The organism is Rubrivivax albus (assembly GCF_004016515.1).
In the GTDB taxonomy this organism is placed as follows: domain Bacteria; phylum Pseudomonadota; class Gammaproteobacteria; order Burkholderiales; family Burkholderiaceae_C; genus Rubrivivax; species Rubrivivax albus.
In genome coordinates this window covers 77,396-100,064 of record NZ_SACT01000001.1, presented here as the reverse complement: position 1 = coordinate 100,064, position 22,669 = coordinate 77,396, and the positions used below count along the sequence as shown (strand labels likewise).

21 protein-coding genes are annotated in these 22,669 nt (G+C 72.6%); 19 read left to right on the top strand and 2 right to left on the bottom strand.

Annotation, left to right across the window (positions count from 1 at the left end; all coding sequences use genetic code 11):
- Nucleotides 1-14: 14 nt before the first annotated feature.
- A complete protein-coding gene (gene coq7 / locus ENE75_RS00435; RefSeq protein WP_128194509.1) occupies nucleotides 15-641 on the top strand; it encodes a 2-polyprenyl-3-methyl-6-methoxy-1,4-benzoquinone monooxygenase in 627 nt (208 codons plus the stop codon).
- A gap of 110 nt (nucleotides 642-751) precedes the next feature.
- Here the strand turns inward: coq7 and ENE75_RS00430 are convergent, their stop codons facing one another.
- Nucleotides 752-1,174 (bottom strand): OsmC family protein, encoded by a 423-nt coding sequence (locus ENE75_RS00430; RefSeq protein WP_128194507.1) that lies wholly within the window; start codon nucleotides 1,172-1,174, stop codon nucleotides 752-754.
- A 265-nt stretch (nucleotides 1,175-1,439) separates the two neighbouring features.
- On the opposite strand from ENE75_RS00430, the gene ilvA reads away from it, so the two are divergent.
- A complete protein-coding gene (ilvA, locus tag ENE75_RS00425) occupies nucleotides 1,440-2,972 on the top strand; it encodes a threonine ammonia-lyase, biosynthetic (protein WP_128194505.1) in 1,533 nt (510 codons plus the stop codon).
- Nucleotides 2,973-3,004: 32 nt separating this feature from the next.
- Nucleotides 3,005-4,090, top strand: a complete 1,086-nt coding sequence (locus ENE75_RS00420; protein WP_128194503.1) for a nicotinate-nucleotide--dimethylbenzimidazole phosphoribosyltransferase — start codon at nucleotides 3,005-3,007, stop codon at nucleotides 4,088-4,090.
- A gap of 48 nt (nucleotides 4,091-4,138) precedes the next feature.
- On the opposite strand, the gene ENE75_RS25030 is transcribed toward ENE75_RS00420, so the two are convergent.
- Nucleotides 4,139-4,810, bottom strand: a complete 672-nt coding sequence (locus ENE75_RS25030; protein WP_199232177.1) for a hypothetical protein — start codon at nucleotides 4,808-4,810, stop codon at nucleotides 4,139-4,141.
- Between the two features lie 132 nt (nucleotides 4,811-4,942).
- Between ENE75_RS25030 and gspG the strand changes: the two genes are divergently transcribed.
- The 16 genes from gspG (at nucleotide 4,943) to ENE75_RS00335 (ending at nucleotide 22,615) form a co-directional block, all read left to right on the top strand.
- Nucleotides 4,943-5,386, top strand: a complete 444-nt coding sequence (gene gspG, locus ENE75_RS00410; RefSeq protein ID WP_128194501.1) for a type II secretion system major pseudopilin GspG — start codon at nucleotides 4,943-4,945, stop codon at nucleotides 5,384-5,386.
- On the top strand, nucleotides 5,361-5,861 hold the full coding sequence (locus ENE75_RS00405; protein ID WP_128194499.1) for a prepilin-type N-terminal cleavage/methylation domain-containing protein: 501 nt from the start codon (nucleotides 5,361-5,363) through the stop codon (nucleotides 5,859-5,861). Before gspG ends, ENE75_RS00405 begins: the two co-directional genes overlap by 26 nt.
- Nucleotides 5,858-6,232: a type II secretion system minor pseudopilin GspI gene (gspI, locus tag ENE75_RS00400; protein WP_128194497.1), complete on the top strand. Its 375-nt coding sequence runs from the start codon at nucleotides 5,858-5,860 to the stop codon at nucleotides 6,230-6,232. Before ENE75_RS00405 ends, gspI begins: the two co-directional genes overlap by 4 nt.
- 8 nt (nucleotides 6,233-6,240) lie before the next feature.
- Nucleotides 6,241-6,891 carry a prepilin-type N-terminal cleavage/methylation domain-containing protein gene (locus ENE75_RS00395; protein WP_128194495.1) on the top strand — a complete coding sequence of 217 codons (651 nt, stop codon included), beginning with the start codon at nucleotides 6,241-6,243 and terminating at the stop codon, nucleotides 6,889-6,891.
- Entirely contained in the window at nucleotides 6,888-7,865 is a 978-nt protein-coding gene (gene gspK / locus ENE75_RS00390) for a type II secretion system minor pseudopilin GspK (protein WP_158288813.1), read from the top strand. Before ENE75_RS00395 ends, gspK begins: the two co-directional genes overlap by 4 nt.
- Nucleotides 7,866-8,031: 166 nt before the next feature.
- Nucleotides 8,032-9,246 carry a type II secretion system protein GspL gene (gspL, locus tag ENE75_RS00385; protein ID WP_128194492.1) on the top strand — a complete coding sequence of 405 codons (1,215 nt, stop codon included), beginning with the start codon at nucleotides 8,032-8,034 and terminating at the stop codon, nucleotides 9,244-9,246.
- Nucleotides 9,243-9,737 (top strand): type II secretion system protein M, encoded by a 495-nt coding sequence (locus ENE75_RS00380; protein ID WP_128194490.1) that lies wholly within the window; start codon nucleotides 9,243-9,245, stop codon nucleotides 9,735-9,737. The genes gspL and ENE75_RS00380 overlap by 4 nt, the downstream gene beginning before the upstream one ends.
- Nucleotides 9,734-10,534, top strand: a complete 801-nt coding sequence (gene gspN, locus ENE75_RS00375; RefSeq protein ID WP_128194488.1) for a type II secretion system protein N — start codon at nucleotides 9,734-9,736, stop codon at nucleotides 10,532-10,534. Before ENE75_RS00380 ends, gspN begins: the two co-directional genes overlap by 4 nt.
- 2 nt (nucleotides 10,535-10,536) lie before the next feature.
- Entirely contained in the window at nucleotides 10,537-12,711 is a 2,175-nt protein-coding gene (gspD, locus tag ENE75_RS00370; protein ID WP_128194486.1) for a type II secretion system secretin GspD, read from the top strand.
- A 16-nt stretch (nucleotides 12,712-12,727) separates the two neighbouring features.
- Nucleotides 12,728-14,149, top strand: coding sequence for a type II secretion system ATPase GspE (gspE, locus tag ENE75_RS00365; protein WP_128194484.1), 1,422 nt, complete (start codon nucleotides 12,728-12,730; stop codon nucleotides 14,147-14,149).
- 10 nt (nucleotides 14,150-14,159) lie between these two features.
- Nucleotides 14,160-15,374, top strand: a complete 1,215-nt coding sequence (gspF, locus tag ENE75_RS00360) for a type II secretion system inner membrane protein GspF (protein ID WP_128194482.1) — start codon at nucleotides 14,160-14,162, stop codon at nucleotides 15,372-15,374.
- A gap of 4 nt (nucleotides 15,375-15,378) precedes the next feature.
- A complete protein-coding gene (locus ENE75_RS00355) occupies nucleotides 15,379-17,160 on the top strand; it encodes an ABC transporter substrate-binding protein (RefSeq protein ID WP_128194480.1) in 1,782 nt (593 codons plus the stop codon).
- A 306-nt stretch (nucleotides 17,161-17,466) separates the two neighbouring features.
- The gene (locus ENE75_RS00350; RefSeq protein WP_128194478.1) at nucleotides 17,467-18,468 is read left to right on the top strand and encodes an AAA family ATPase; all 1,002 of its coding nucleotides are present in this window, start codon (nucleotides 17,467-17,469) and stop codon (nucleotides 18,466-18,468) included.
- Nucleotides 18,469-18,780: 312 nt separating this feature from the next.
- Complete coding sequence (locus ENE75_RS00345) at nucleotides 18,781-19,587, top strand: DUF4394 domain-containing protein (protein ID WP_128194476.1); 807 nt, start codon at nucleotides 18,781-18,783, stop codon at nucleotides 19,585-19,587.
- Nucleotides 19,588-19,603: 16 nt separating this feature from the next.
- The gene (locus ENE75_RS00340; RefSeq protein WP_233258866.1) at nucleotides 19,604-20,218 is read left to right on the top strand and encodes a methylamine utilization protein; all 615 of its coding nucleotides are present in this window, start codon (nucleotides 19,604-19,606) and stop codon (nucleotides 20,216-20,218) included.
- A gap of 3 nt (nucleotides 20,219-20,221) precedes the next feature.
- Nucleotides 20,222-22,615, top strand: a complete 2,394-nt coding sequence (locus tag ENE75_RS00335; protein WP_128194474.1) for a putative bifunctional diguanylate cyclase/phosphodiesterase — start codon at nucleotides 20,222-20,224, stop codon at nucleotides 22,613-22,615.
- The last annotated feature ends 54 nt before the right edge of the window (nucleotides 22,616-22,669 follow it).

Below are 22,669 nucleotides of genomic sequence, written 5' to 3'. Positions count from 1 at the left end.
TCCTTCACCTTGTCATGAACGCCGACCGTCTCCTGATCAGCCTGGACAACGCCCTGCGCACCATCTCGGGTGCCGTCCATGCCGCCCGCCCCTGCCCTCAACCGGCGCAGCCGCCGGCGCAGCCATTGACCGAGGACGAGAAGCGGCTGTCCGGCGCCCTGATGCGGGTGAACCACGTCGGCGAGGTCTGCGCCCAGGCGCTCTACCAGGCCCAAGCGTTGACCGCGCGTGACCCCGGTCTTCGCGAACGCATGGCCCAGGCCGCGCGCGAAGAGACCGACCACCTGGCGTGGACCCAGCAGCGACTGGACGCGCTGGGCAGCCGCCCGAGCTGGCTGAACCCGCTGTGGTACGCCGGCGCCTTCGGCATCGGCCTGCTGGCAGGGCGCGCCGGCGATGCCGTGAGCCTGGGCTTCGTCGTCGAGACCGAACGCCAGGTCGAGCAGCACCTGGCCGGGCACCTCGACCGCTTGCCGGCGGCCGACACGGCGTCGCGCGCCGTGGTGGATGCCATGCAGGCCGACGAACGCCGCCACGCCGACGAGGCGCAGGACGCCGGCGGCGTGCCGCTGCCCGCCCCGGTGCGGTGGGCGATGCGCGCCTCGGCCAAGGTCATGACCACGGTGGCGCACCGGATCTGAGCATGGCCGGGCGGGCGTCCGGCTCAGGCCTTGCAGGCCGCGCTCGCGCCTGCAGGCGCTCGCCCCTTCGCAGGCGCCCAGCCCTGCGCAGGCAGGGCCGGGCGTCCGGCTCAGGCCTCCACGACCTCGAAGCTGGTCGTCACCTCGGCCGTCTTCGCCAGCATGATGGTCGCCGAACAGTACTTCTCGTGCGACAGCTGCACCGCCCGCGCCACGGCGGCCTCCGGCACCGCGCGGCCCGTCACCGTGAAGTGCATGCGGATGGCTGTGAACACCTTGGGGTCGGTCTCCGCCCGGTCGGCCTGCACCTTCACGGTGCAGCCACGCACGTCGTGGCGGCCACGCTTGAGGATCAGGACCACGTCATAGGCCGTGCACCCCCCCGCGCCAGCGAGCAGGGTTTCCATCGGACGGGGTGCGAGGTTGCGACCGCCCCCGTCCGGTGCACCGTCCATCGCCAGCAGGTGGCCGCTGCCGGTCTCGGCGCTGAAAGCCATGCCATGGGCCGGCAGCCAGTTGATCGTGCAGTCCATCCGGGGTCCCTCTCCGTGTCGTGAAGATCACGATTTTGGGTCCCGCCCCTAGATCAGGGCCACACACGGATATTGCAGCGCAACATGGCAACGGATAGACTGGTCTGCAAGGAGGTCGACTGACCTCCACCCGTTGTCTCCTCCACCTCCCAAACGGTGGATTCCGGCCCGGGGCCTCACGGCCCTGGGCCGTTTTTTTGGCGGCGACCCCGCAGCCTATGATGCGCAGCCCGCACCGCCCGGCCCTCCCCGCCCCGACGACACGATGAAACCCACGGCAGCCCGCACCGCGGCCGACTACCTGAAGAAGATCCTCACAGCCCGTGTCTACGACGTGGCGATCGAGTCGCCACTGGACGCCGCCCCGGTGCTGTCGCGCCGCATCGGCAACCACGTGTTGCTCAAGCGCGAGGACCTGCAGCCGGTGTTCAGCTTCAAGCTGCGCGGTGCGTACAACAAGATGGTCCACCTGTCGCCGGAGCAGCGCGCGCGCGGCGTCATCTGTGCCTCGGCCGGCAACCACGCGCAGGGGGTGGCGCTGGCCGCCCGACGGCTGGGCTGCACGGCGGTGGTGGTGATGCCGGTGACCACGCCCAAGCTCAAGATCGACGCCGTCAAGGCGCTCGGCGGCGACGTGGTGCTGCAGGGCGAGAGCTATTCCGACGCCTACGCCCACGCGATGACGCTACAGGCCGAGCGTGGCCTGACCTTCGTCCACCCCTTCGACGACCCGGACGTGATCGCCGGCCAGGGCACGGTGGCCATGGAGGTCCTGCGCCAGCACCAGGGCCCGATCGACGCCGTGTTCGTCGCCATCGGCGGCGGCGGCCTGGTCTCGGGCGTGGCCGCCTACATCAAGGCCGTGCGCCCGGAGATCCAGGTCATCGGCGTGCAGACCACCGATTCCGACGCGATGGCGAAGTCGGTGGAAGCCGGCAAGCGGGTGCAGCTCGACGACGTGGGCCTGTTCTCCGACGGCACGGCCGTGAAGCTGGTGGGCCAGGAGACCTTCCGCGTGACGCGCCAGCTGGTGGACGGCTTCGTGCGCGTGGACACCGACGCCGTTTGCGCAGCGATCAAGGACGTGTTCCAGGACACGCGCAGCATCCTCGAGCCGGCCGGCGCGCTGGGCGTGGCGGCGATCAAGCAGTACGCGCAGCAGCACGGCCTGAAGGGCCGCACCTTCGTCGCCATCACCTGCGGTGCCAACATGAACTTCGACCGCCTGCGCTTCGTCGCCGAGCGGGCCGAGTTCGGCGAGCAGCGCGAGGCGCTGTTCGCCGTTACCATCCCCGAGGAGCGCGGCAGCTTCCGCCGCTTCTGCGAACTGATCGGCCCGCGTCCGGTCACCGAGTTCAACTACCGCATCTCCGACGCCAGCTTGGCCCACGTGTTCGTCGGCATCGGCATCCACAAGCGCGACGAGGCGGCGAAGATCGCGCGCAGCTTCGAGCGCCACGGCTTTGCCACGCTGGACCTCACCGACGACGAGATGGCCAAGGAGCACCTGCGCCACATGGTCGGCGGCCGCACGGCGCTGGCCGCCGACGAGCGGCTGTTCCGCTTCGTGTTCCCGGAGCGGCCGGGTGCGCTGATGCGCTTCCTGGCGACGATGCACCCCACCTGGAACATCAGCCTGTTCCACTACCGCAACCAGGGCGCCGACTACGGCCGCATCCTGGTCGGCCTGCAGGTGCCGACGGCCGACGAACCGGCATTCCGGGACTTCGTCGCGTCGCTGGCCTATCCTTGCGTGGAAGAGACCCTGAACCCTGTGTACCGGCTTTTCCTGCGTTAGCCCGACAACAGGTTTCCACCGCCGGAGTCGTCATGGCCAGTCGCTCGCTGATCGCGCCCAGTACCAACCCGCTGCTCGAGCGCGCCCTGCGCGAGAAGCTCGAGCGCCGCGCCGAGACGGCCGGCCGCCTGGGCGAGCTGGAGCCCCTGGCGCAGCGCCTGGGCCTGATGCAGAACACGCTCAAGCCGCGCTTCTACGACCCGCAGCTGGTGGTCTTCGCCGCCGACCACGGCATCGCTGTCGACGGCCTGGGCGAACCCGGCGAGCGCCAGACGTCGGAGCAGGTGCGCCAGTTGCTGGCCGGCCAGTGGCCGATGGCCGTGTTCGCGCGCTCGCAGCAGGTGGAGCTCAGCGTCGTCGACTGTGGCCTGGCGGCCAACATGCCGGCCCACGACCGGCTGCTGATGCGCAAGATCGCCCACGGCACCCGCAACGCGCGCGTCGGCGCCGCGATGACGGTGGACCAGGCGCACGCCGCCATGCGCGCCGGCATGGAGATCGGTGACTCACTGCGCGGCAACGTGCTGATGTGCGCCGGCATGGGCATCGGCGCCAACGAGAGCGCGGCGCTGGTGCTCTCGCGCCTGACCGACACCCCGCTGCGCGACCTGGTGGTCAGCGGGCCGACGATGGCCGCCGACCGGCTGGGCCACCTGATGGTGGTGCTGCAGGGCGCGCAGGGCCGCCACCGCAACGTGGCCGACCCGGTCGAGGTGCTGGCCGCCTTCGGGGGCTTCGAGATGGCGGTCATGGTGGGCGTGATGCTGGTGGCCGCCAGCAAGCGCCACCTGCTGATGATCGACGGCATGCCCGCCTGCGCCGCGCTGATGCTGGCCGCCGGCATCGCCACGCCGGTGACCGACTACTGCGTCTTCTGCCGCAGCCATTCCCACCAGGGCCTGGACCGGGCGCTGGGGCTGTTCAGGGCGAGCGCCTTGCTCGAGCTGGGGCTGGACAGCGCCGACGGCACCGGGGCCACGCTGTCGTGGCCGCTGGTCAAGTCCGCCGCGGCACTGCTCACCGATGTCGCCGAGGGCGAAGACCCGGGGCCGTCGCAGCCCGACAGCTTCTGGCCCGTGCCCGACGGCGTACCGGCCGACCTGCCGTCGCGCCACTGACGCGCGCGCAGCGGGCCAGCCGCCGCACGCTCGGCGGCGCCAGTGGCGTCACTGGTTGACGACGCCCGCCCGCCCACCACCGGGCACGGGCTGGATCTCCGATTCGTCGGCCGGCTCGTCGGCCATCGCGTCGCCGTCGGCCTCGCCGGTGGGATCGGCAGGCTGTACCCGGGCCGCGTTGGCCATCGGCCGCGGCGCCGGCCGCACGGCGCCCGGCACGAAGGCCGGCGGCGCCGGCGGGCGGCTGGCCGCCGTGGGCGTGCCGGTGGCCGGCGGCGGCAGCGGCGCCACGGTCAGGGCCACCGAAGCCTGCGCGGCGTCACGCCCACCCAGATCGGCACCACGCGCATGCACGCGCTGCAGCACCAGGGCACCATCCACGGTGGCGCCGACGCGGTAGGCCCGCGCCGGCTTGCCATCGACGGCGATCAGCGCCACGCCTTCGCCGGCCGCCTGCGGCGAGCGCGGCGCCGCCACGCCCAGCAGCCGGAAGCGCGACGATTCGGCGACAACGGGCGCCTCGGGCTCGTCCTCGCCGAGGGTCTCGCCGAGCAGCCGCGTGATGTCGCCCCGCAGCGCCTGTGTCGTCGGCACCGTGGTCGCACCCGGCGGCAGCCCGGCCGGGCGAACCAGCACGCGGCTGGCCCAGAAGGCGGCGCATGCCGCGGCCAGGGCCCACACGACCAGGGCCGACCAGCGTGTCATCGAGGGCATGCGCATCGGAAGATTATGATGCAGCGAACTTCCGTTCCGCTTCCCGGGACTGCCCTTCCCGTATGCTCCGCGAGGGTCCCCGCGACCGGTGATCCGGACCGCACTTCCGGGGGCCGCGCCCCAACGCCAGACCGACGCATGCTTCCACCCGTCCGCCGCCTTGCCGTCCACCGCTCCGCGCGGGGATTCACGCTGATCGAACTGCTGGTCGTCATCGCGATCATCGGCGTGCTGGCCGCCCTGATCGTGCCCAACGTGATCAACCGCGCCGACGACGCCAAGCTCACCGCCGCCCGCTCAGACGTCAACTTGCTGATGCAGCAGCTCAAGATCTACCGCCTGGACAACCAGCGCTACCCCAGTGCCGAACAGGGTCTGGAAGCCCTGGTGCGCAAGCCGACGGCGGGGGCCATCCCTCCGAACTGGAAGCCCTACCTCGACAAGCTGCCGCCCGATCCCTGGGGCCGGCCGTACCAGTACGCCAACCCGGGCATCCAGGGCGAGATCGACGTCTTCAGCCTCGGCGCCGACGGGCAGCCGGGCGGCGAGGGCGCGGATGCCGACATCGGCTCCTGGCAGTGAACGTCGGCAGCGCCTGCGTCGCGGCCCTGCCCCGCGCGCGGCCGGCTTCACGCTGATCGAACTGCTGATCGTCATCGCCATCGTGGCGTTGACGACCAGTCTGATCGCCGTGTCGCTGCGCGACAGCCGGCTGCAGACCCTGGAACGCGAGGCCGACCGGCTGGCCATGCTGTTGGAGACGGCGCGCGCCGAATCGCGGGCCACCGGCCTGCCGGTGTGGTGGCGGCCGGCCGACCCCACGCTGGCCGAGGCGGACGGATTCAGCTTCGTCGGCCTGCCCGCGGCGTCCCGGCTGCCGGCCGGGTGGCTCGATGCCGACGTCCAAGCCGAGATCGACGGCGACACCCGGCTCACCCTGGGGCCGGAGGCCATCATCGGCGCGCAGCGCGTCTGGCTGCGGCTGGACGAGCGCCGCATCGCCGTGGCCACCGACGGCCTAGGGCCGTTCGAGCCGCAGCCGGGCGACGCACCGTGAACCACCGCCGCCGGTCGCGCCGCGACGGTTTCACGCTGGTCGAGGTTCTGGTGGCCTTGGCCGTGGTGGCCGTGGCGCTGGCGGCCGGGCTGCGCGCCGCCGGCGCACTGACCGACAACACCGAGCGCCTGACGGCAGTGACGGCGGCCCAGTGGTGCGCCGAAAACGCGCTGACCAACCTGCGGCTGGCGGCCCAACTGCCCGGCGTCGGCGATGCCGACTTCAGCTGCGAACAGATCGGGCGCTCCTACGCCGGCACGCTGGCCACCCGGCCCACGCCCAACCCGAACTTCCGCCGCGTCGACGCCAGCGTGCGCGACGAGGCTGGACAACCGCTGCTGACGATCACGACCGTGATCGGCCGCTACTGAGCGTGTCCATGGCACCTGGCCCCCAACGCCAACCGGCCTCACCGGGGCTTGCCCGCGGCTTCACACTCGTCGAACTGCTCGTCGCGCTGGCCGCGATGGCCGTGCTCGCCGGCCTGGCCTGGAGCGGCATCGACGGCATGCTGCGCTCGCGCGAGGCCACGCAGGCGGCGATGGACCGCACGCTGCGGTTGAGCACGGTGCTGACGCAGTGGTCGCAGGACCTCGACGCGGTGCAGGAGACCCCGGCCGTGCCGCCGATGCAGTTCGACGGCCGCACCCTGCGGCTCACGCGCGCCACCGACGACGGCGTGCGGGTCGTCGCCTGGACGGTGCGCGACGGCGCCTGGTGGCGATGGGCCGGCCCGGTGGTGCAGCGCACCGGCGACCTGCAGCAGAGCTGGCTGGCGAGCCAGCAGCTGCAGGGTGGCGAGGCGGGCGAACTGCAGCTGGTCGACGGCGTGTTGGACTGGCAGCTCTACTACTACCGGGGCAATGCCTGGACCAATGCGCAGTCCAGCGGCGACGTGGCCCGCTCGCGCACCGGGGACAAGGAACCCGTCGACGACCGCGAGGACCTGCCCGACGGCGTGCGCCTGGTCCTGACGTTGCCCGGCGGCACCCTGACGCGGGACCTCGTCGTCCCGCCCCAGCCGCTGTGAAGCAGGCCGCGGCACCGCTCTGCCCTGGGTGTCAGCGTGGCACCGCGCTGCTGCTGGCGCTGGTGATCCTGGCCCTGGTGACCACGCTGGCGGCGGCCATGGTCACGCGGCAGCAGCGTGCGCTGGCCGTCGAGAGTGCCGAGCGTGCACGTGCGCAGTCGGCCTGGGTGCTCTCCGGCGCGCTGGACTGGGCGCGGCTGATCCTGCGCGAGGACGCGCGCAAGGGCACGGTCGACGACCTCGGCGAGCCCTGGGCCGTGCCACTGGCCGAAGCCCGGCTGTCCACCTTCCTCGCCGCCGACCGCGACAACAACGCTGCCAGCGAGGAGGGTCCCGAAGCCTTCCTCAGCGGCGTCGTGCGCGACCTGCAGGGCCGTTTCAATCTGCAGAACCTGGTCGACGAGAGCAGCCCGCCGGCGCCGGTGCCGGCCCAGGTCGACGCGCTGCGGCGGCTGTGCCTGGTGCTGGGCGTGGCCGACGAGGTGGCGCTGCGCATCGCCGGCGGCATGCAGGCGGCGTTGCAGGAGGACGAACCCGAAGCACCGCTGCTGCCCACGCGGCTGTCGCAGCTGCGCTGGCTGGGCGTGGACGAGGCGTCGCTGGCGCGGCTGCAACCGTACGTGACGCTGCTGCCCGAGCGCACGGCGGTCAACATCAACACTGCGCCGCGCGAGGTGCTGGCCGCCGTGATCCCCGGCCTGGACCTGGGTAGCGCCGAGCGCATCGTGCAGCGGCGCGCACGGGCCCCGTACAAGCAGCCGCAGGAACTGGTCACCGAGCTCGGGCCGGCCTATGCCGGTCTGGAGGAGTCCCTGTCCACCGGCTCGCGCTACTTCGAGGTCATCGGTCGCCTGCGGCTGGACGACCGTGTGTTCGAGGAACGGTCCATCGTCGCCCGCAGCGGACAGCGCGCCGGCGAGGTCACCACGGTGCTGCGGGAACGGCGCAGCATCGCGCCTGGGGTCTTGCCTTGATGCTCGTCTCCCCCCGTCGCAAACATGCCGCATCCCTGCGGCTGTCCCCCTGGGTCGCCCCCGGTGCACATCCCGGGGGGTGGCCACCGACGGTTCACCGGCATCTGGTCCAATGGGGGGCTGTTGCCGGACGGCCCCGCCGCCGGCGCGGTCAGCCCTTGCCACCATGAGCGTTCTTGCCGTTCTGATCCCTCCCCGACAACGCGACGCCGATGCCGCGGCTGCCACGTCCCGATCCGACTGGGCGTGGGTGCTCAGCGTCGACGGGCGCAGCGTCGCCCGCCAGGGCCAGGGCGCGCCGGCCAGCTGGCCGGCGGCCGACGAGGTGGTGGCCGTGCTGGCCGAGGCCGACGTGGCCTGGCTCCCGGCCACCCTGCCCAGGGCCCCGGCCTCGCGCCTGCCGCAGGCCCTGCTCGGCCTGCTCGAGGACCAGCTGCTCGACGACGACGTGCATTTCGCCGTCGCACCCGGCAGCAGCGCTGGCCAGGCCACCTGGGTGGCCGTGGTCGACCGCCCCTGGCTGAGCGCGGCACTGCAGGCGCTGGACACCGCCGGCCGCCCGGCGGTGCGCGCCGTGCCGCTGCTGCAGCCGGCGGCCAGCCCGCCCCGCGGCCACTTCCTGCCCGGCCGCGACGACGCCGAGCGGCTGCACCTGGCATGGTCGGACGCACGTGGCGCCGCCTGGCTGAGCCTGGACGGCACCCTGGCCCGCGGCCTGGCGGCCACCGCCGGTGCGCAGTGGACGGCCGCTCCGGCCTGCGCTGGCGCGGCCGAGGCCTGGCTGGGGCATCCGGTCGCGGCCCTGGGCGACGGCGAACGCGTGCTGCAGGCCGTGGCCGGCGGCTGGAACCTGCGCCAGTTCGGCCTCGCACCACGGCACCGCGGTGCCGGGCGCCTGAAAGACGGCTGGCGCCGCTTCCTGATGCCGGCCTGGCGACCGGTGCACATCGGTCTGCTCGGCCTGCTGGCGGTCAACCTAGTGGGCCTCAACGCCTGGGCCTGGCAGCAGCAGCGCGCCCTGGGCGAACGCCGGCAGGCCATGGTGGGCCTGCTGCGCGAGGCCCACCCGCAGGTGCGTGCCGTGCTCGACGCCCCGCTGCAGATGAAGCGCGAGACCGACCGCCTGCGCGCCGCCGCCGGCCAGCCGGGCGACGACGATCTGGAGACCCTGCTCGGCGTGGCCGCCGCCGCCTGGCCCGACGACGAACCCCCGGTGGCCGCACTGCAGTTCGAGCCCGGCCGCCTGGTGCTGGACATCGACGGCTGGGACGAGGTGCGCATCGCCGAGTTCCGCGACCTGGTGCAGCCGGCCGGCTGGCAGGTCAGCACCGAAGGCACCCAGCTCACGCTGCGCCGGGCCCCCGAAGGAGTGTCGCGATGAGTGGCGCAACGAGCGAGGCCTTGACGACCCTGCGCGCACGCTGGGCGGGCCTGAGCGCCCGTGAACGCCAGGGCGTGACGCTGGCCGCTGTCGTCGTCGGCCTGGCCCTGCTGTGGGTGGTGGCCGTGCAGCCGGCCTGGCGCACCGTGCGCAGCGCCCCGGCGCAGCAGGCGCAGCTGGATGCCGCCTGGCAGCGCATGCAGCGCGACGCCGCCGAGGCCAAGCGCCTGCGCGCGTTGCCCCCGGTGGCCCCGGCGCTGGCGGCGCAGACGCTGCAGGCGGCCACCACGCGCCTGGGCGACGCCGGCAAGCTCTCGCTGCAGGGCGAACGCGCCGTGCTGACGCTGACCGAAGCCAACGGCGACGCCATCGCGCAGTGGCTGGCCGAGGTGCGCCGCGGCGCCCGCGCGCGCGCCATCGAGGCCCGGCTCGAGGCTGCCGGCGACGGCTACAGCGGCCGCATCACCGTGGCCATCGGCGGGGGCGCATGACGCGAGCGTCGATCGGCAGCGCACGCCGCTGGGCCTGGGCCGGAGCCTGCCTCGGCGCCGTGCTCGGCGGCCTGGCCTCGCTGCCGGCGGCCTGGCTGGCCAATGGCGTGGCCCGCCTGACCGGCGAGCAGGTGCTGCTGGCCGACGCGCGCGGCACCGTGTGGTCGGGCAGCGCCGTGGCCGTGCTCAGCGGCGGCACCGGCAGCCGAACCGCCGTGGCCCTGCCGGGCCGCCTGGGCTGGTCGCTGGGCTGGGCCGACGGCGCCTTCGAACTGCGCCTGCAGCAGGCCTGCTGCCTGCGCGGCACGCCGCGCCTGCGCGTCACGCCCGGCATCGGCCGCTGGCAGGTGGCGCTGCAGCCGGCGGCCGGGTCGCCGGTGGTCGGCCACTGGCCCGCGGCCTGGCTCAGCGGCCTGGGTACGCCGTGGAACACGCTGCAGCTCGACGGTGATCTGCGCTTGAGCGCCCCGGCGCTGCGCCTGGACCTGGCCGAAGGCCGCTGGCGCATGGCCGGGGACGCCGTGCTCGAACTGCAGCGCGTGGCCTCGCGCCTGTCCACGCTGCCGGTCCTCGGCAGCTACCGGCTGCAGCTGACCGGCGGTGACGCCGGCACCCGGCTGACACTGGCCACGCTCTCGGGCGCGCTGCGCCTGAGTGGCGAAGGCGACTGGAATGCCGCCGGCCTGCGCTTCCGCGGCGAGGCCACCGCCGCCCCCGGCGCGCGTGACGCGCTCGACAACCTGCTCAACATCATCGGCCGCCGCCAGGGCGAGCGGTCGCTCATCGCCATCGGATGACCATGAAGCTGCGCCCCTCCCTTCTGCGCCCCGGCCTTTTTGCGCTGGCCCTGGCCACCGCCGTGCCCACGATCGCGCAGACCCCGACCCGCGCCCCTGGTGAGACGTCTGCGGCCCGCTCGCGCGCGCCGGTGGCGGTGAACTTCGTCAACGCCGACATCGAGGCCGTCACGCGCGCGTTCGCGGCGATGATCGGCCGCCAGATCGCGGTGGACCCGCGCGTGCGCGGCACCATCACCGTCTACAGCGAGCAGCCGATCAGCGTGCGCGAGGCCTACCTGACCTACCTGTCGTCGCTGCGCGGCCTGGGTTTCGCGATGGTGGACAACGGCGGCCTGCTGAAGGTGGTGCCCGAGGCCGACGCGAAGATCCAGACCGGTACCGTCTCGGTGGGCGACGTGGGCCCGCGCGGCGACCAGGTCATCACGCAGATCTTCACGCTGCAGCACCAGAGCCCGAACAACCTGGTGGCGGTGCTGCGCCCGCTGATCACGGCCAACAACACCATCAACGCCAACCCGGGCAGCAACTCGCTGGTCATCACCGACTATGCCGACAACCTGCGCCGGCTGGCGCAGATCATCGCCGCGCTGGACCGCCCGAGCGACACCGACGTCGACCTGATCCCGCTGAAGCACGCGGTGGCCACCGAGCTCGCGCCGCTGGTGCAGCGGCTGGTGAGCTCCGGCGTGGTGGGCGGCAACGCCGCAGCGCGCGCAGCCGCGGCCAGCGGTGCCGAGACCGTGGTGGCCGACCCGCGCAGCAACAGCCTGATCGTGCGCGCGCCCAACCCCACGCGGCTGGCGGCGGTGCGCGCGGTGATCGCACAGCTCGACACCCCGGGCAGCGCCGGACCGGCGGGCAGCATCTGGGTCGTCAAGCTGAAGAACGCCGAGGCGGTGCGCCTGGCCACGGTGCTGCGCGCGGCGTTCTCCGCCATCGGCAGCCAGGGCGGTGCCAGCGGCGGGAGCGGCGGGGGCCTGACCGGCAGCACCGGCACCGCGCCGACGCCAGGCGGTGCCGCAGGCAGCAGCGGTTCCGGTGCCAGCGCGCAGGCCACGGCCCCGGTCACCGCGGCGGCCGCACCGTCCACCGGCGGGTTCATTCAGGCCGACCCGGCCACGAACTCGCTGATCATCAGCGCACCCGAGCCTCTCTACCGCCAGATCAAGGGCATGATCGAGCAGCTCGACGAGCGCCGCGCGCAGGTCTACATCGAGAGCATGATCGTCGAGGTCAGCGGCGACAACGCGGCCGACTTCGGCTTCCAGTGGCAGGGCCTGCTGGGGCAGAGCGGCGACAGCAACGGCCTGATCGCCGGCACCAACTTCAGCCGCACCGGCGGCAACATCATCGACATCAACACCGCGGCGCTCAGTGGCTCGCTGACGGCCAACCCGCTGGGCGAAGGCTTCAACATCGGCCTGATCCGCAACTTCGGTGGCACCTACGCGCTGGCGGCCATCGCGCGCATGCTGCAGAGCCAGACGCAGACCAACATTGTCAGCACGCCGAACCTGATCACGCTGGACAACGAGGAAGCCAAGATCGTCGTCGGCGAAAACGTGCCCTTCATCACCGGCCAGTTCACCAACACCGGCACCGCCACCACCAGCCCGTTCCAGACCATCGAGCGCAAGGACGTGGGCATCACGCTGCGCATCCGCCCGCAGATCGGCGAGAACGGCACCGTGCGCATGACGATCTACCAGGAGCAGAGCAGCGTCAAGGACACGGCCGCGGTGGGCACCAGCAACGCCGGCCCGTCGACCACCAAGCGCAGCATCGAGAGCCAGGTGGTGGTGGACGACGGCCAGATCATCGTGCTCGGCGGCCTCATCGAGGACCGCTTCATCGAGAACAAGTCCAAGGTGCCGCTGCTCGGCGACATCCCCTACCTGGGTGCGCTGTTCCGCAGCGAGAGCCGCGAGAAGCGACGCACCAACCTGATGGTGTTCCTGCGCCCGGTGGTGATGCGCGACCAGGCGGCCAGCGACAAGGTCTCGCAGCAGCGCTACGAAGAACTGCGCCAGCGTCAGGAATCCAGCCAGCCGCTGCCCAACCCGGTGCTGCCGGTGGGCGAGGCGCCGGTGCTGCCGCCGCTGCAGGCGCCATCGGCACCCGCCGCGCCGGCCCCGGCGCCCGCCGCGGACCCGGCCACTCAGGCCGGCGGCTGAGGCGCAGGAGCACCGCATGGGCGCCCGCCACCCCCTGCCCTACACGTTCGCGAAGACGAACGTGCTGTTGCTGGAAGACGACGGCCGCGAGCTGGTGCTGCACGCCTGCGAGCGCACACCGCTGTCAGCCCTGGCCGAGGTGGGCCGGCGCTTCGGCGTGGCCCGCCACGAGCACCTGCCGGAGGCCGACCTGGCGCAGCGCATCGCCGCGGTCTACGCCGGCGGCGAGAGCAGCGCCGCGGCAGTGATCGGCGAGGTGGAGAGCGGCGTGGACCTGTCCCGCATGATGCAGGACCTGCCCGCGGTGGAAGACCTGCTCGAAGCGGCCGACGACGCGCCCATCATCCGCATGCTCAACGCGCTGCTGACGCAGGCCGCGAAGGACGGTGCCAGCGACATCCACATCGAGCCCTACGAGCGCAGCAGCGCGGTGCGCTTCCGGGTCGACGGCACGCTGCGCGAGGTGGTGCAGCCCAACAAGGCGCTGCACGCGGCGCTGATCTCGCGCCTGAAGATCATGGCCGAGCTCGACATCGCCGAGAAGCGCCTGCCGCAGGACGGCCGCATCAGCCTGCGCATCGGCGGGCGCGCGATCGACGTGCGTGTCTCCACGCTGCCCAGCGCCCACGGCGAGCGTGCGGTGCTGCGCCTGCTGGACAAGACGGAGTCCAAGTTCACGCTCGAGGGCCTGGGCATGAGCGGCGACGTGCTCGAAGCGTTCGGCCGCCTGATCCACCAGCCGCACGGCATCCTGCTCGTGACCGGCCCCACAGGCAGCGGCAAGACGACCACGCTCTACGCCAGCCTGGGCCGGGTGGACACCAGCACCACCAACGTGCTGACTGTGGAAGACCCGATCGAATACGAACTGCCCGGCATCGGGCAGACGCAGGTCAACCCGAAGATCGAGCTCACGTTCGCCAAGGCCCTGCGCGCCATCCTGCGCCAGGACCCGGACGTGATCATGATCGGCGAGATCCGCGACCACGAGACGGCGCAGATCGCCGTGCAGGCCAGCCTCACCGGCCACCTGGTGCTGGCCACGCTGCACACCAACGACGCGCCCAGCGCCGTCACGCGCCTGGTGGACATGGGCATCGAGCCCTTCCTGCTCAGCTCCAGCCTGCTGGGCGTGCTGGCGCAGCGCCTGGTGCGCAAGCTGTGCCCCGAGTGCAAGACCCTGGGCGGCGACGGCCGCTGGCACCCGGTGGGCTGCCCGGCCTGCGCGATGAGCGGCTACAAGGGCCGCACCGGCGTCTACGAGCTGATGACGGTGGACGCCACGATCCAGTCGCTGATCCACGAGCAGGCGCCGGAGGCGCAGGTCCTGGCCGCGGCACGCGCCGCCGGGCTGCGTGCGATGCGCGAGGACGGGCAGCGTCTGATCGCCGACGGCACCACGTCGGCCGAAGAGGTCCTGCGCGTCACGCGCGAGTAGGTTCACTGCAGTGCCCGCCTACCGCTACGAAGCGCTGGACGCCGCCGGCAAGAACGTCAACGGCCTCGTCGAGGCTGACAACGCCAAGGCCGCGCGCGCCAGCCTGCGCGGTCGCGGCCTCGTCCCAATGGACGTGCAGCCGGTGGCCGCGGCGAGCGCGGACGGCGGCGGCGTGCGCTTCACGCGCCGCGTGTTCTCCGCCACCGCGCTGGCCGTGTGGACGCGCCAGCTTGCCGGCCTGGTGGGCTCCGGCCTGCCACTGGAACGTGCACTCACCGCCCTGGCCGACGAGGCCGAGGACCAGCGCCAGCGCGAGCTCGTCGCCCACCTGAAAAGCGAGGTCAACGCCGGCAGCCCCTTCGCCCGCGCGCTGTCCGCCGCGCCGCGCGAGTTCGACGACGTCTACCGCGCTGTGGTGTCGGCCGGCGAGGCCAGCGGCGCGCTGGGCCCGGTGCTGGAATCGCTGGCCACCGACCTGGAGGAGCGCCAGGCCCTGCGCGCCAAGCTGGTGGGCGCCATGCTCTACCCGGCCATCATCTCGGTGATCGCGGTGCTGATCGTGGTCTTCCTGATGACCTACGTCGTGCCGCAGGTGGCCAACGTGTTCACCAGCTCGCGGCGCAGCCTGCCCTTCCTGACGGTGGCACTGCTGGCGCTGTCGTCCTTCGTGCGCCAGTGGGGCTGGTTGGTGGCGCTGGGCAGCGTCGCCGGTGTCGCCACCTTCCTGTGGGCGCGCCGCGCCGAGGCCTTCCGCGAGCGCACCGATGCGCTGTTCCTGCGCCTGCCGCTGGCCGGCCGGCTGGCGCGCGGCTACAACGCGGCGCGCTTCGGCGCCACGCTGGCCATGCTGGCCGGTGCCGGCGTGCCGATCCTGAAGGCGCTGCAGGCCGCGGCGGAGACGCTGGGCAACCGCGCCATGCGCGCCGACGCGCTGGACGCGCTGGTGCGCGTGCGCGAGGGCGCGCCATTGGCCGCTGCACTGGCCAGCAAACCACGCTTTCCTGGCCTGCTGGCCATGTTCGCCCGCCTGGGCGAGCAGACCGGTACGCTACCGCGCATGCTGCAGCGCGCCGCCGCGCAGCTGTCGGCCGAGGTGCAGCGGCGTGCGATGGCCGCCGCCACGCTGCTGGAGCCGCTGCTGGTGGTGGCCATGGGCCTGATCGTGCTGGTCATCGTGCTGGCGGTGCTGCTGCCGATCATCCAGATCAACACCTGGGTGCGGTGAGGCCGTGAAGCGGCGCGCGCTGCTGCAGGCCGCGGCGCTGGCCGGGACGCTGCCGGCGGCGACACAGGCACCAGCCCAGGCGCCGGGCAAGAAGACGCTGCGCATCGCGTTCGCGGGCAGCGAAGCCGGCTTCGACCCGGTGCAGCTGAGCGACGCAGTGTCCACCGCCATCGTGTCCAGCCTGTTCGACGCGCCGCTGGCCTATGCCCACCTCGCGCGCCCGGCGGCACTGCGGCCCAACACAGCAGTAGCGCTGCCCGAGGTGTCGGAGAACCACCAGCGCTTCGTCTTCACGCTGCGCCCGGGCACGCTGTTCGGCGACCACCCGGCCTTCGGCGGCCGCGAGCGCGAGCTGGTGGCCGCCGACTACGTCTACAGCCTCAAGCGCTACTGGGACCCGGCGCACCCCAGCCCGGTGCTGTTCCACTACGTCAACGCCGGCCTGCTGGGCCTGCCGGCGCTGCGCGCGAAGGCGCGGGAGACAGGCCGCTTCGACTACGACGCCGAGGTGCCCGGCCTGCGCGCACTGGACCGCTACCGCTTCGAGCTTCGCACCGACCGCCCGGTGCCGCGCCTGCCCTGGGTGTTCGCGAGCCCGGCGCTGGCCGGTGCGGTGGCACGCGAGGTCATCGAGGCCGAACCGGGGCGCAGCATGATGGTGCCGGTGGGCACCGGGCCCTATCGCGTGGCGGCGTGGACGCGCAGCTCGCGCATCGTGCTCGAGCGCAACCCGGCCTACCGCCGGCGGGTGTTCGACGAAGTGCCGGCGGCCGCCGACGCCGAGGGCCAGGCGATCGCGGCGCGCCTGCGCGGGCAGGCGCTGCCGCTGGCCGACCGGGTGGAGATCGCCATCATCCAGGAAGCGCAGCCGCGCTGGCTCGCCTTCCTGCGCGGCGAGCTCGACCATGTGACGGTGCCGCCGGAGTTCTCGACCCTGGCCGCACCGCACGGCCGCCTGGCGCCGCACCTGGCGCGGCGTGGCGTGCAGCTGCACCCGCTGGCGCTGCCGCAGACCTGGTTCACCTACTTCGCGATGAACGATCCCGTGGTCGGCGGCACCACGCCGGAACGCGTGGCCCTGCGGCGCGCGGTGGCGCTGGCCTGGGACGCACAGCGCGAGATCGACCTCATCGCCAAGGGTGCCGGCGTGGTGGCGCAGAGCGTGATGCCCCCGGGCGTCAGCGGCTGGGACCCGGCGCTCAAGACCGAGGCCGGCGACCACGACCCGGCGCGCGCCAAGGCTCTGCTGGACCTCTACGGCTGGACCGACCGCGACGGCGACGGCTGGCGCGAGCAGCCCGACGGCACGCCCTTCGAGCTGGTCTGCCACACCGAGCCGACGCAGAAGGCGCGCGCACAGCAGACGCTGTGGAAGAGCGCGCTCGACGCCATCGGCGTGCGCATCACCTTCCGCGTGGCACAGTGGCAGGAGAACATCAAGGCCGCCCGTGCCGGCCGGCTGATGATGTGGAACACCGGCTGGGTGGCGGCTCTGCCCGATGGCCAGTACTTCCTGGACCTGCTCTACGGCCCCAACGCCGGCCAGTCGAACACGCCGCGCTTCAGCCTGCCGGCCTTCGACCGCCTGTACGAGGCCCAGCAGTCGCTGCCCGACGGCCCCGAGCGAGACGCCTTGATCGCCCGGGCGATGAAGCTGTCGGTGGCACAGATGCCCTACGTGCCCAGCTACCACCCGCTGGCGCTGTACCTCACACAACCGCACGTGCACGGTTTCCGGCCGCACCCGTTCGCGCGGGATTTCTGGCGCTGGATGGACGTCGATTGAGCGGTGTCGTTGGCAGCCGCGGGTGTCGGCTGCTGATGCACGTCCCGCAGATTGGGGACCTTCCCGGGTCCACTTCGGTGCTTCGACGTGGCAGTCTTCTTGCTTGAATGGTCCTGGAGTGTGAGAGGCGGTCCCGCGTGGCCGAGCAGGCCCACCCACCGGTCCGGATCCAGGCGCGAAGCGCAGCCGTAGCGCGGGCTACGGCGAGCATTCGCAACGACGAGCCGGGCCGATGGGTGGGGATGAGCGGGCATGCGGGATCAGCGCTCACGCTCCGAGGTGGGGCTTTCACGCAAAGGAGCGTCGATGAGCAGTACGACCGAACTGGTGCCTGTCCACAAGAGCCAGGGCCACATCCCGATCGCGCAGATGCGCGCGGTGTTCCGCCCGCACGAGGTGGCGGGTCGGCTGGACAAGCTGCCGCCGAAGGACCACGAGAGCCTGCGCAGCACCTACGAGCGCATGCTGGAGAAGGGCCCGGAGCGCTTCCAGGTCAAGCCCAGCGGCCTGCCGGCCATGGCGCACCTGTACGACGAGCTGCCCAACTTCCACGACGTGCTCGACGACCTGCGGCGCCAGCTGGCCCTGTGCCACGACAGCCGCGACGCGCTCGAGATCACGCCGATGCTGCTGCTGGGCCCGCCCGGCGTGGGCAAGACGCACTTCGCGCGCGAGGTGGCGCAGCTGCTGGGCACCGGCCTGGGCTTCATCAGCATGAGCAGCCTCACCGCCGGCTGGGTGCTCAGCGGCGCTTCCAGCCAGTGGAAGGGCGCGCGCCCGGGCAAGGTCTTCGAGACCCTGGTGGACGGCCAGTACGCCAACCCGGTGATGGTGGTCGACGAGATCGACAAGGCGCGCGGCGAGCACGCCTACGACCCGCTGGGCGCGCTCTACAGCCTGCTGGAGCACGACACGGCGCAGGCATTCACCGACGAGTTCGCCGAAGTGGCCATCGACGCCAGCCAGGTCATCTGGGTGGCCACCGCCAACGACGAGCGCAGCATCCCGGAACCCATCCTCAACCGCATGAACGTCTTCGAGGTGCAGATGCCCGACCGCGAGGCGGCACGCACCATCGCGAAGCGACTGTATGCGTCGATTCGCGGCGCACACGACTGGGGCCGCCGCTTCGCGCCCGAGCCGTCCGACGAGGTGCTGGACCGCGTGGGCGGCCTGGCACCGCGCGAGATGCGGCGCGCCTGGATGACGGCCTTCGGCAATGCGCGGCTGGCCGGGCGCGACGAGGTGCAAGCCGGCGACCTGCCGGAGCCCCACGGCAAACGGGCACCGATCGGATTCACGCACTGAGCCCCGGGCCGCGCTGGCGGGCGGGCCTGAACGGCCGGGCAGCGTCCGGCGGGCATCGAATGGGCCGCCTGCGTCGGCCGTCACGGTCGCGTCCTTGCCGGGTGGCGCCTGGGCCAGAAACCGGCCTTGCAGGCTCAACCTCCGGCGCGTCCGGCCGATAGCAGGGCTGGGGCGTTCTACCCAACGCCCTCAGATACGCTGCGCCGCCGGCCGACCTGTCGCGGCGCGAGCGTCAAGTCGACCCCTGCTCCCGAGGAAACGCCTGTGCCCCATCGCCCGCTCGCCCGCAGATCCACACCCCTGCTGGTCGCCATGCTGGCCCTGACGGCCTGTGCCTCGGTGCCCCCCGACGAACCCGCCGGTGCGCCGCTCAAGCAGACCGTCTTCGCGGTCACGGCCGAGGGCGACCTGATCCGCTTCAACGCCGGTACGCCGCGGCAGATCGACGCCCGCCATCGGCTGCAGGGCCTGCCGGACGGCCAGCCCCTGGTCGGCATCGACTTCCGTGTCGCGCGCGGCGTCCTGTACGGGCTGACCGCCGGCGGCAGGCTCGTCACCATCGACACCGCCAGCGGTCGCGTCAGCGCCGTCGGCAGTGCGCCGCCGGCCCCCATCGCCGGCAGCCGCTTCGGCTTCGACTTCAACCCGGCGGCCGACCGCATCCGCGTGGTCAGCGACCGCGGCCAGAACCTTCGCCTGCACCCCGACACGGGTGCCGTGGCCGCCACCGACCCCGACCTCGCGCCGGCCATGCCCGGTGGCCAGGCCGGCCACGTGGTGGGCGCCGCCTACACCTACAACAAGACCGACGAGAAGCTCACCAGCAACTACGCGCTGGACATTCGGCGCGGCTGGCTGCTGACACAAGGCACGGTCGAGGGTCGCACACCCGCCGTGAGCCCGAACACCGGGCGTTTGCTCGATGTCGGTGCGCTCGGCACCGGGCCGGTGGACGACGCGGCCTTCGACATCGCCGACCTCGACAACACCGCGCTGGCCGCGCTGCGCCAGGGCACCCGGACCCGGCTGTACCGCATCGACCTCGCCAGCGGCGCGGCCACGCTGCTGGGCACGGTGGGCTCGGGCGGCCGCGTGGCCGGCATCGCCATCGAGCCCTGAGCGGCGGCACCCCGTCATGTCCGGCCGAGGGTTCGTCCAGAGGGCTGCTGCCGGCTTCCTGGCGGTCTGCCTGGGTGCGCCCATGCCCGTGGCCGCGGCACCCGTGGAGGTCACCGTGCTCGGCACCGACGGCCGCCCGCTGGCCGGTGCGGTGGTCTGGGTGGACTCGGCGGCAGCGCGTGCGGCGGCGCAACCCGTGTCCGGGGCCGAGGTCGTGCAGCGTGGCAAGGCCTTCTTGCCCGAGGTGGCGGTGGTCACCGTCGGCAGCGCGGTCGACTTCCCGAACCAGGACACGGTGCGTCACCACGTCTATTCCTTCAGCCCGGCCAAGCGCTTCGAGCTGAAGCTCTACGTCGGCCGGCCCGAGAAGCCCGTGGTGTTCGACAAGCCCGGCATCGCGGTGCTCGGCTGCAACATCCACGACCAGATGCAGGCCTGGGTGGTGGTGCTGGAGAGCCCCTGGTCCGCCCGCACGAATGCACAGGGGCGCGCCCTGATGGCCGACGTGCCCGCGGGCACCCACGTGCTGCGTGCCTGGCATCCGGATTTCCCGGTCGGCGCCTCGGCGCTGGAGCAGGCGCTGGTCGTGGGCGGCTCGCCGCTGCAGACCACGCTGCGCGTGGCGGGCTGAGGCATGGTCCGCAGCCTGCGCGGCAGTACACGCCTGGTGGTGCTGGTGCTGGCCACCACCACGGTGCTGGTGCTGCTGATGCAGTGGTTCGTGATCTCGCGCACGGTGCCGGCGGTGGAGGCCAACGAGCGGCGTTCGATCGACGAGCTGCTGGCGTCGAGCCGCGACGTGTGGGTGCGCCGCCACGGCGAGCGCACGACAGAGCAGACCGAGGCCCTGTCGCTGATCCTGGCCGACCAGGGCTGGCTGGCCACGCTGCACCCGGAACCGATGCCCGCTGGCGGGCTGTTCGGCGCAGAGTACCGTGCCACCCTGGCCGACGTGGTGGACAACTTCGGCACCCGTGCCGGCTACAGCTTCGCCGCGCTGCTGCAGGACGACGGCACGCCGCTGCTGGTGCAGCCTGCACTGCCCGAGGCCGACACCGCGGCCCTGGTCCCGTCGGTGCGCCGGCTCGTCGCCGAGGTCGAGGGCAGGCCGCGCCGCGGCAAGCTGGCGCCCTCCGCGTCGACCATCGTTGCGCTGGGCGAGCGGGCCTACCGCGTGGTGGTGCAGGAACTCGGCACACAGGACCGCCGACGCTGGATGGCCATGGCCTTCGCCATCGACGACGAGATGGCTGCGCTGCACCAGGACATGCATGTGCATGCCACGCTGCTGGCCGGGCCCGAGAGCGGCCTGGTGCCGGTGTTCACGACCCTGCCCGACCGCGCGCAGGCCCAGCGGCTGGCGGCGCTGGACACCGACGCGGAGGAACTGCGGGGCACGGGCGACCCCGTGCGCGTGCGCAGTCACCTGGTCGGCGACGCGCCCGACGGCCGCATCGTGCTGCGCCTGTCGCGTTCGCTGGCCAGCGCCGAGGCCGAGGGCGAGCGCATGCGGCAGGAACTGACCGGCTTCGTGGCGCTGGGGCTGGCGGCCTTCGCGGCACTGATGTGGCTGCTGTCGCGATGGTTCGTCACCCGCAGCCTGGACGGGCTGGTCGGCGCGGCACGCCGGCTCGGCCGCCAGGACTACGACGTGGCCGTGCCGGTGACCGGGCCGGTGCGCGAGTTCCGCCAGCTGGCGTTCGCGCTCGACACGATGCGGCAGGACCTGCGGGCAGAGGAGTACTTCGACCGCCGCCTGACGCAGCTGCCCAACCGGCTGCACTTCCGCCGGGAGCTGGACAAGGCCCTGGCCGAGGCGCGGCCGGTGACGGTGCTGCTGGTGGGCCTGAACCGCTTCAAGGAGATCAACCGACGCATCGGCTACACCGCCGGCGACCGGCTGCTCAAGGCCATGGCGGAGCGGCTTGTCCAGGTGGTGCGCCCCGGAGACTTCGTCGCGCGCCTGGGCGGCGACCTGTTCGGCGTGCTGCTGGCCGGCGCCGACCACGACAGCGCCTGCCGGGCGGCCGAGCGCATCGGCCGCGAACTCGAACAGCCGCTGGACCTGGACGGCAACCGGGTCGACCGCCAGGCGGCCATCGGCATCGCGATGGCGCCACTGCACGCCGATGCTGCAGAGCCGCTGCTGGCGCGCGCCGAGCTGGCGCTCTATGCCGCCAAGGACCGACGCGAGAGCTTCATCGTCTACGACGCCGCCTTCGACCGCGAGAGCGAGGCCAACCTGGCCCTGCTGTCCGAGTTGCGGCATGCCCGCGACAACGGCGAGCTGCGCCTGCACCTGCAGCCCAAGGTGGACCTGAAGAGCGGCCGCATCGCCGGCGCCGAGGCGCTGCTGCGCTGGGTGCACCCGCAGCGCGGGCTGATCCCGCCGGGGCGCTTCATCCCCTACGCCGAGGACACGCCCATCATCAAGGACCTGACGCTGTGGGTCTTCGAGGCCGCGGTGCGCGAGCAGCCGAGCCTGCGCGCCCACGGCATCGGGCGTGTCTCGATCAACCTGTCGGCACGCGACCTGATGGACCTGGACCTGCCCGCGAAGCTCGACGCCCTGCTGAGCAAGCATGGCGCCGAGGCCTCGGGCCTGTGCCTGGAAACGACCGAGAGCGCGGTGATGGGCGACATCGCCCGTGCGCAGCAGACGCTGACCCGCCTGCGCGAGCGCGGCTACAAGCTGTCGATCGACGACTTCGGGGAAGGCCAGACCTCGATGCGCTACCTGAAGGACCTGCCGGTGCATGAGCTGAAGGTCGACATGGTCTTCATCAAGGGCATGCAGACCGACCCGCGCACCGAGTACATCGTGAAGGCGCTGATCGAGGTCGGCCACCAGTACGGCCTGTCGGTGGTGGCCGAGGGCGTGGAGAACGCCGCCGTGGCGCTGCGGCTCGCCGAGCTGGGCTGCAACGAAGGCCAGGGCTGGCATTTCGGCAAGCCGATGCCGGCCGACGAGCTGTACCGCTGGGCCCGGGCCTGGACGGCCCGCGAGGAACAGGGGCAGCCGGCCTGAGGATCGTGCCGGCGCCGCCCCACGGTGCGCGCGCTCACTCGCGGAAGATCGCCT

Bases quoted from the DNA above. Each gene is read 5' to 3' on its own strand.
- ENE75_RS00395 (WP_128194495.1), top strand. From the start codon at position 6,241: ATGGCACCTGGCCCCCAACGCCAACCGGCCTCACCGGGGCTTGCCCGC.
- ENE75_RS00405 (WP_128194499.1), top strand. From the start codon at position 5,361: ATGCCGACATCGGCTCCTGGCAGTGAACGTCGGCAGCGCCTGCGTCGC.
- gspD (WP_128194486.1), top strand. From the start codon at position 10,537: ATGAAGCTGCGCCCCTCCCTTCTGCGCCCCGGCCTTTTTGCGCTGGCC.
- coq7 (WP_128194509.1), top strand. From the start codon at position 15: ATGAACGCCGACCGTCTCCTGATCAGCCTGGACAACGCCCTGCGCACC.
- ENE75_RS00335 (WP_128194474.1), top strand. From the start codon at position 20,222: ATGGTCCGCAGCCTGCGCGGCAGTACACGCCTGGTGGTGCTGGTGCTG.
- gspG (WP_128194501.1), top strand. From the start codon at position 4,943: ATGCTTCCACCCGTCCGCCGCCTTGCCGTCCACCGCTCCGCGCGGGGA.
- ENE75_RS00430 (WP_128194507.1), bottom strand. From the start codon at position 1,174: ATGGACTGCACGATCAACTGGCTGCCGGCCCATGGCATGGCTTTCAGC.
- ENE75_RS00350 (WP_128194478.1), top strand. From the start codon at position 17,467: ATGAGCAGTACGACCGAACTGGTGCCTGTCCACAAGAGCCAGGGCCAC.
- ENE75_RS25030 (WP_199232177.1), bottom strand. From the start codon at position 4,810: ATGCGCATGCCCTCGATGACACGCTGGTCGGCCCTGGTCGTGTGGGCC.
- gspN (WP_128194488.1), top strand. From the start codon at position 9,734: ATGACGCGAGCGTCGATCGGCAGCGCACGCCGCTGGGCCTGGGCCGGA.
- gspL (WP_128194492.1), top strand. From the start codon at position 8,032: ATGAGCGTTCTTGCCGTTCTGATCCCTCCCCGACAACGCGACGCCGAT.
- ENE75_RS00420 (WP_128194503.1), top strand. From the start codon at position 3,005: ATGGCCAGTCGCTCGCTGATCGCGCCCAGTACCAACCCGCTGCTCGAG.
- ENE75_RS00345 (WP_128194476.1), top strand. From the start codon at position 18,781: ATGCTGGCCCTGACGGCCTGTGCCTCGGTGCCCCCCGACGAACCCGCC.
- ENE75_RS00340 (WP_233258866.1), top strand. From the start codon at position 19,604: ATGTCCGGCCGAGGGTTCGTCCAGAGGGCTGCTGCCGGCTTCCTGGCG.
- gspE (WP_128194484.1), top strand. From the start codon at position 12,728: ATGGGCGCCCGCCACCCCCTGCCCTACACGTTCGCGAAGACGAACGTG.
- ENE75_RS00380 (WP_128194490.1), top strand. From the start codon at position 9,243: ATGAGTGGCGCAACGAGCGAGGCCTTGACGACCCTGCGCGCACGCTGG.
- ilvA (WP_128194505.1), top strand. From the start codon at position 1,440: ATGAAACCCACGGCAGCCCGCACCGCGGCCGACTACCTGAAGAAGATC.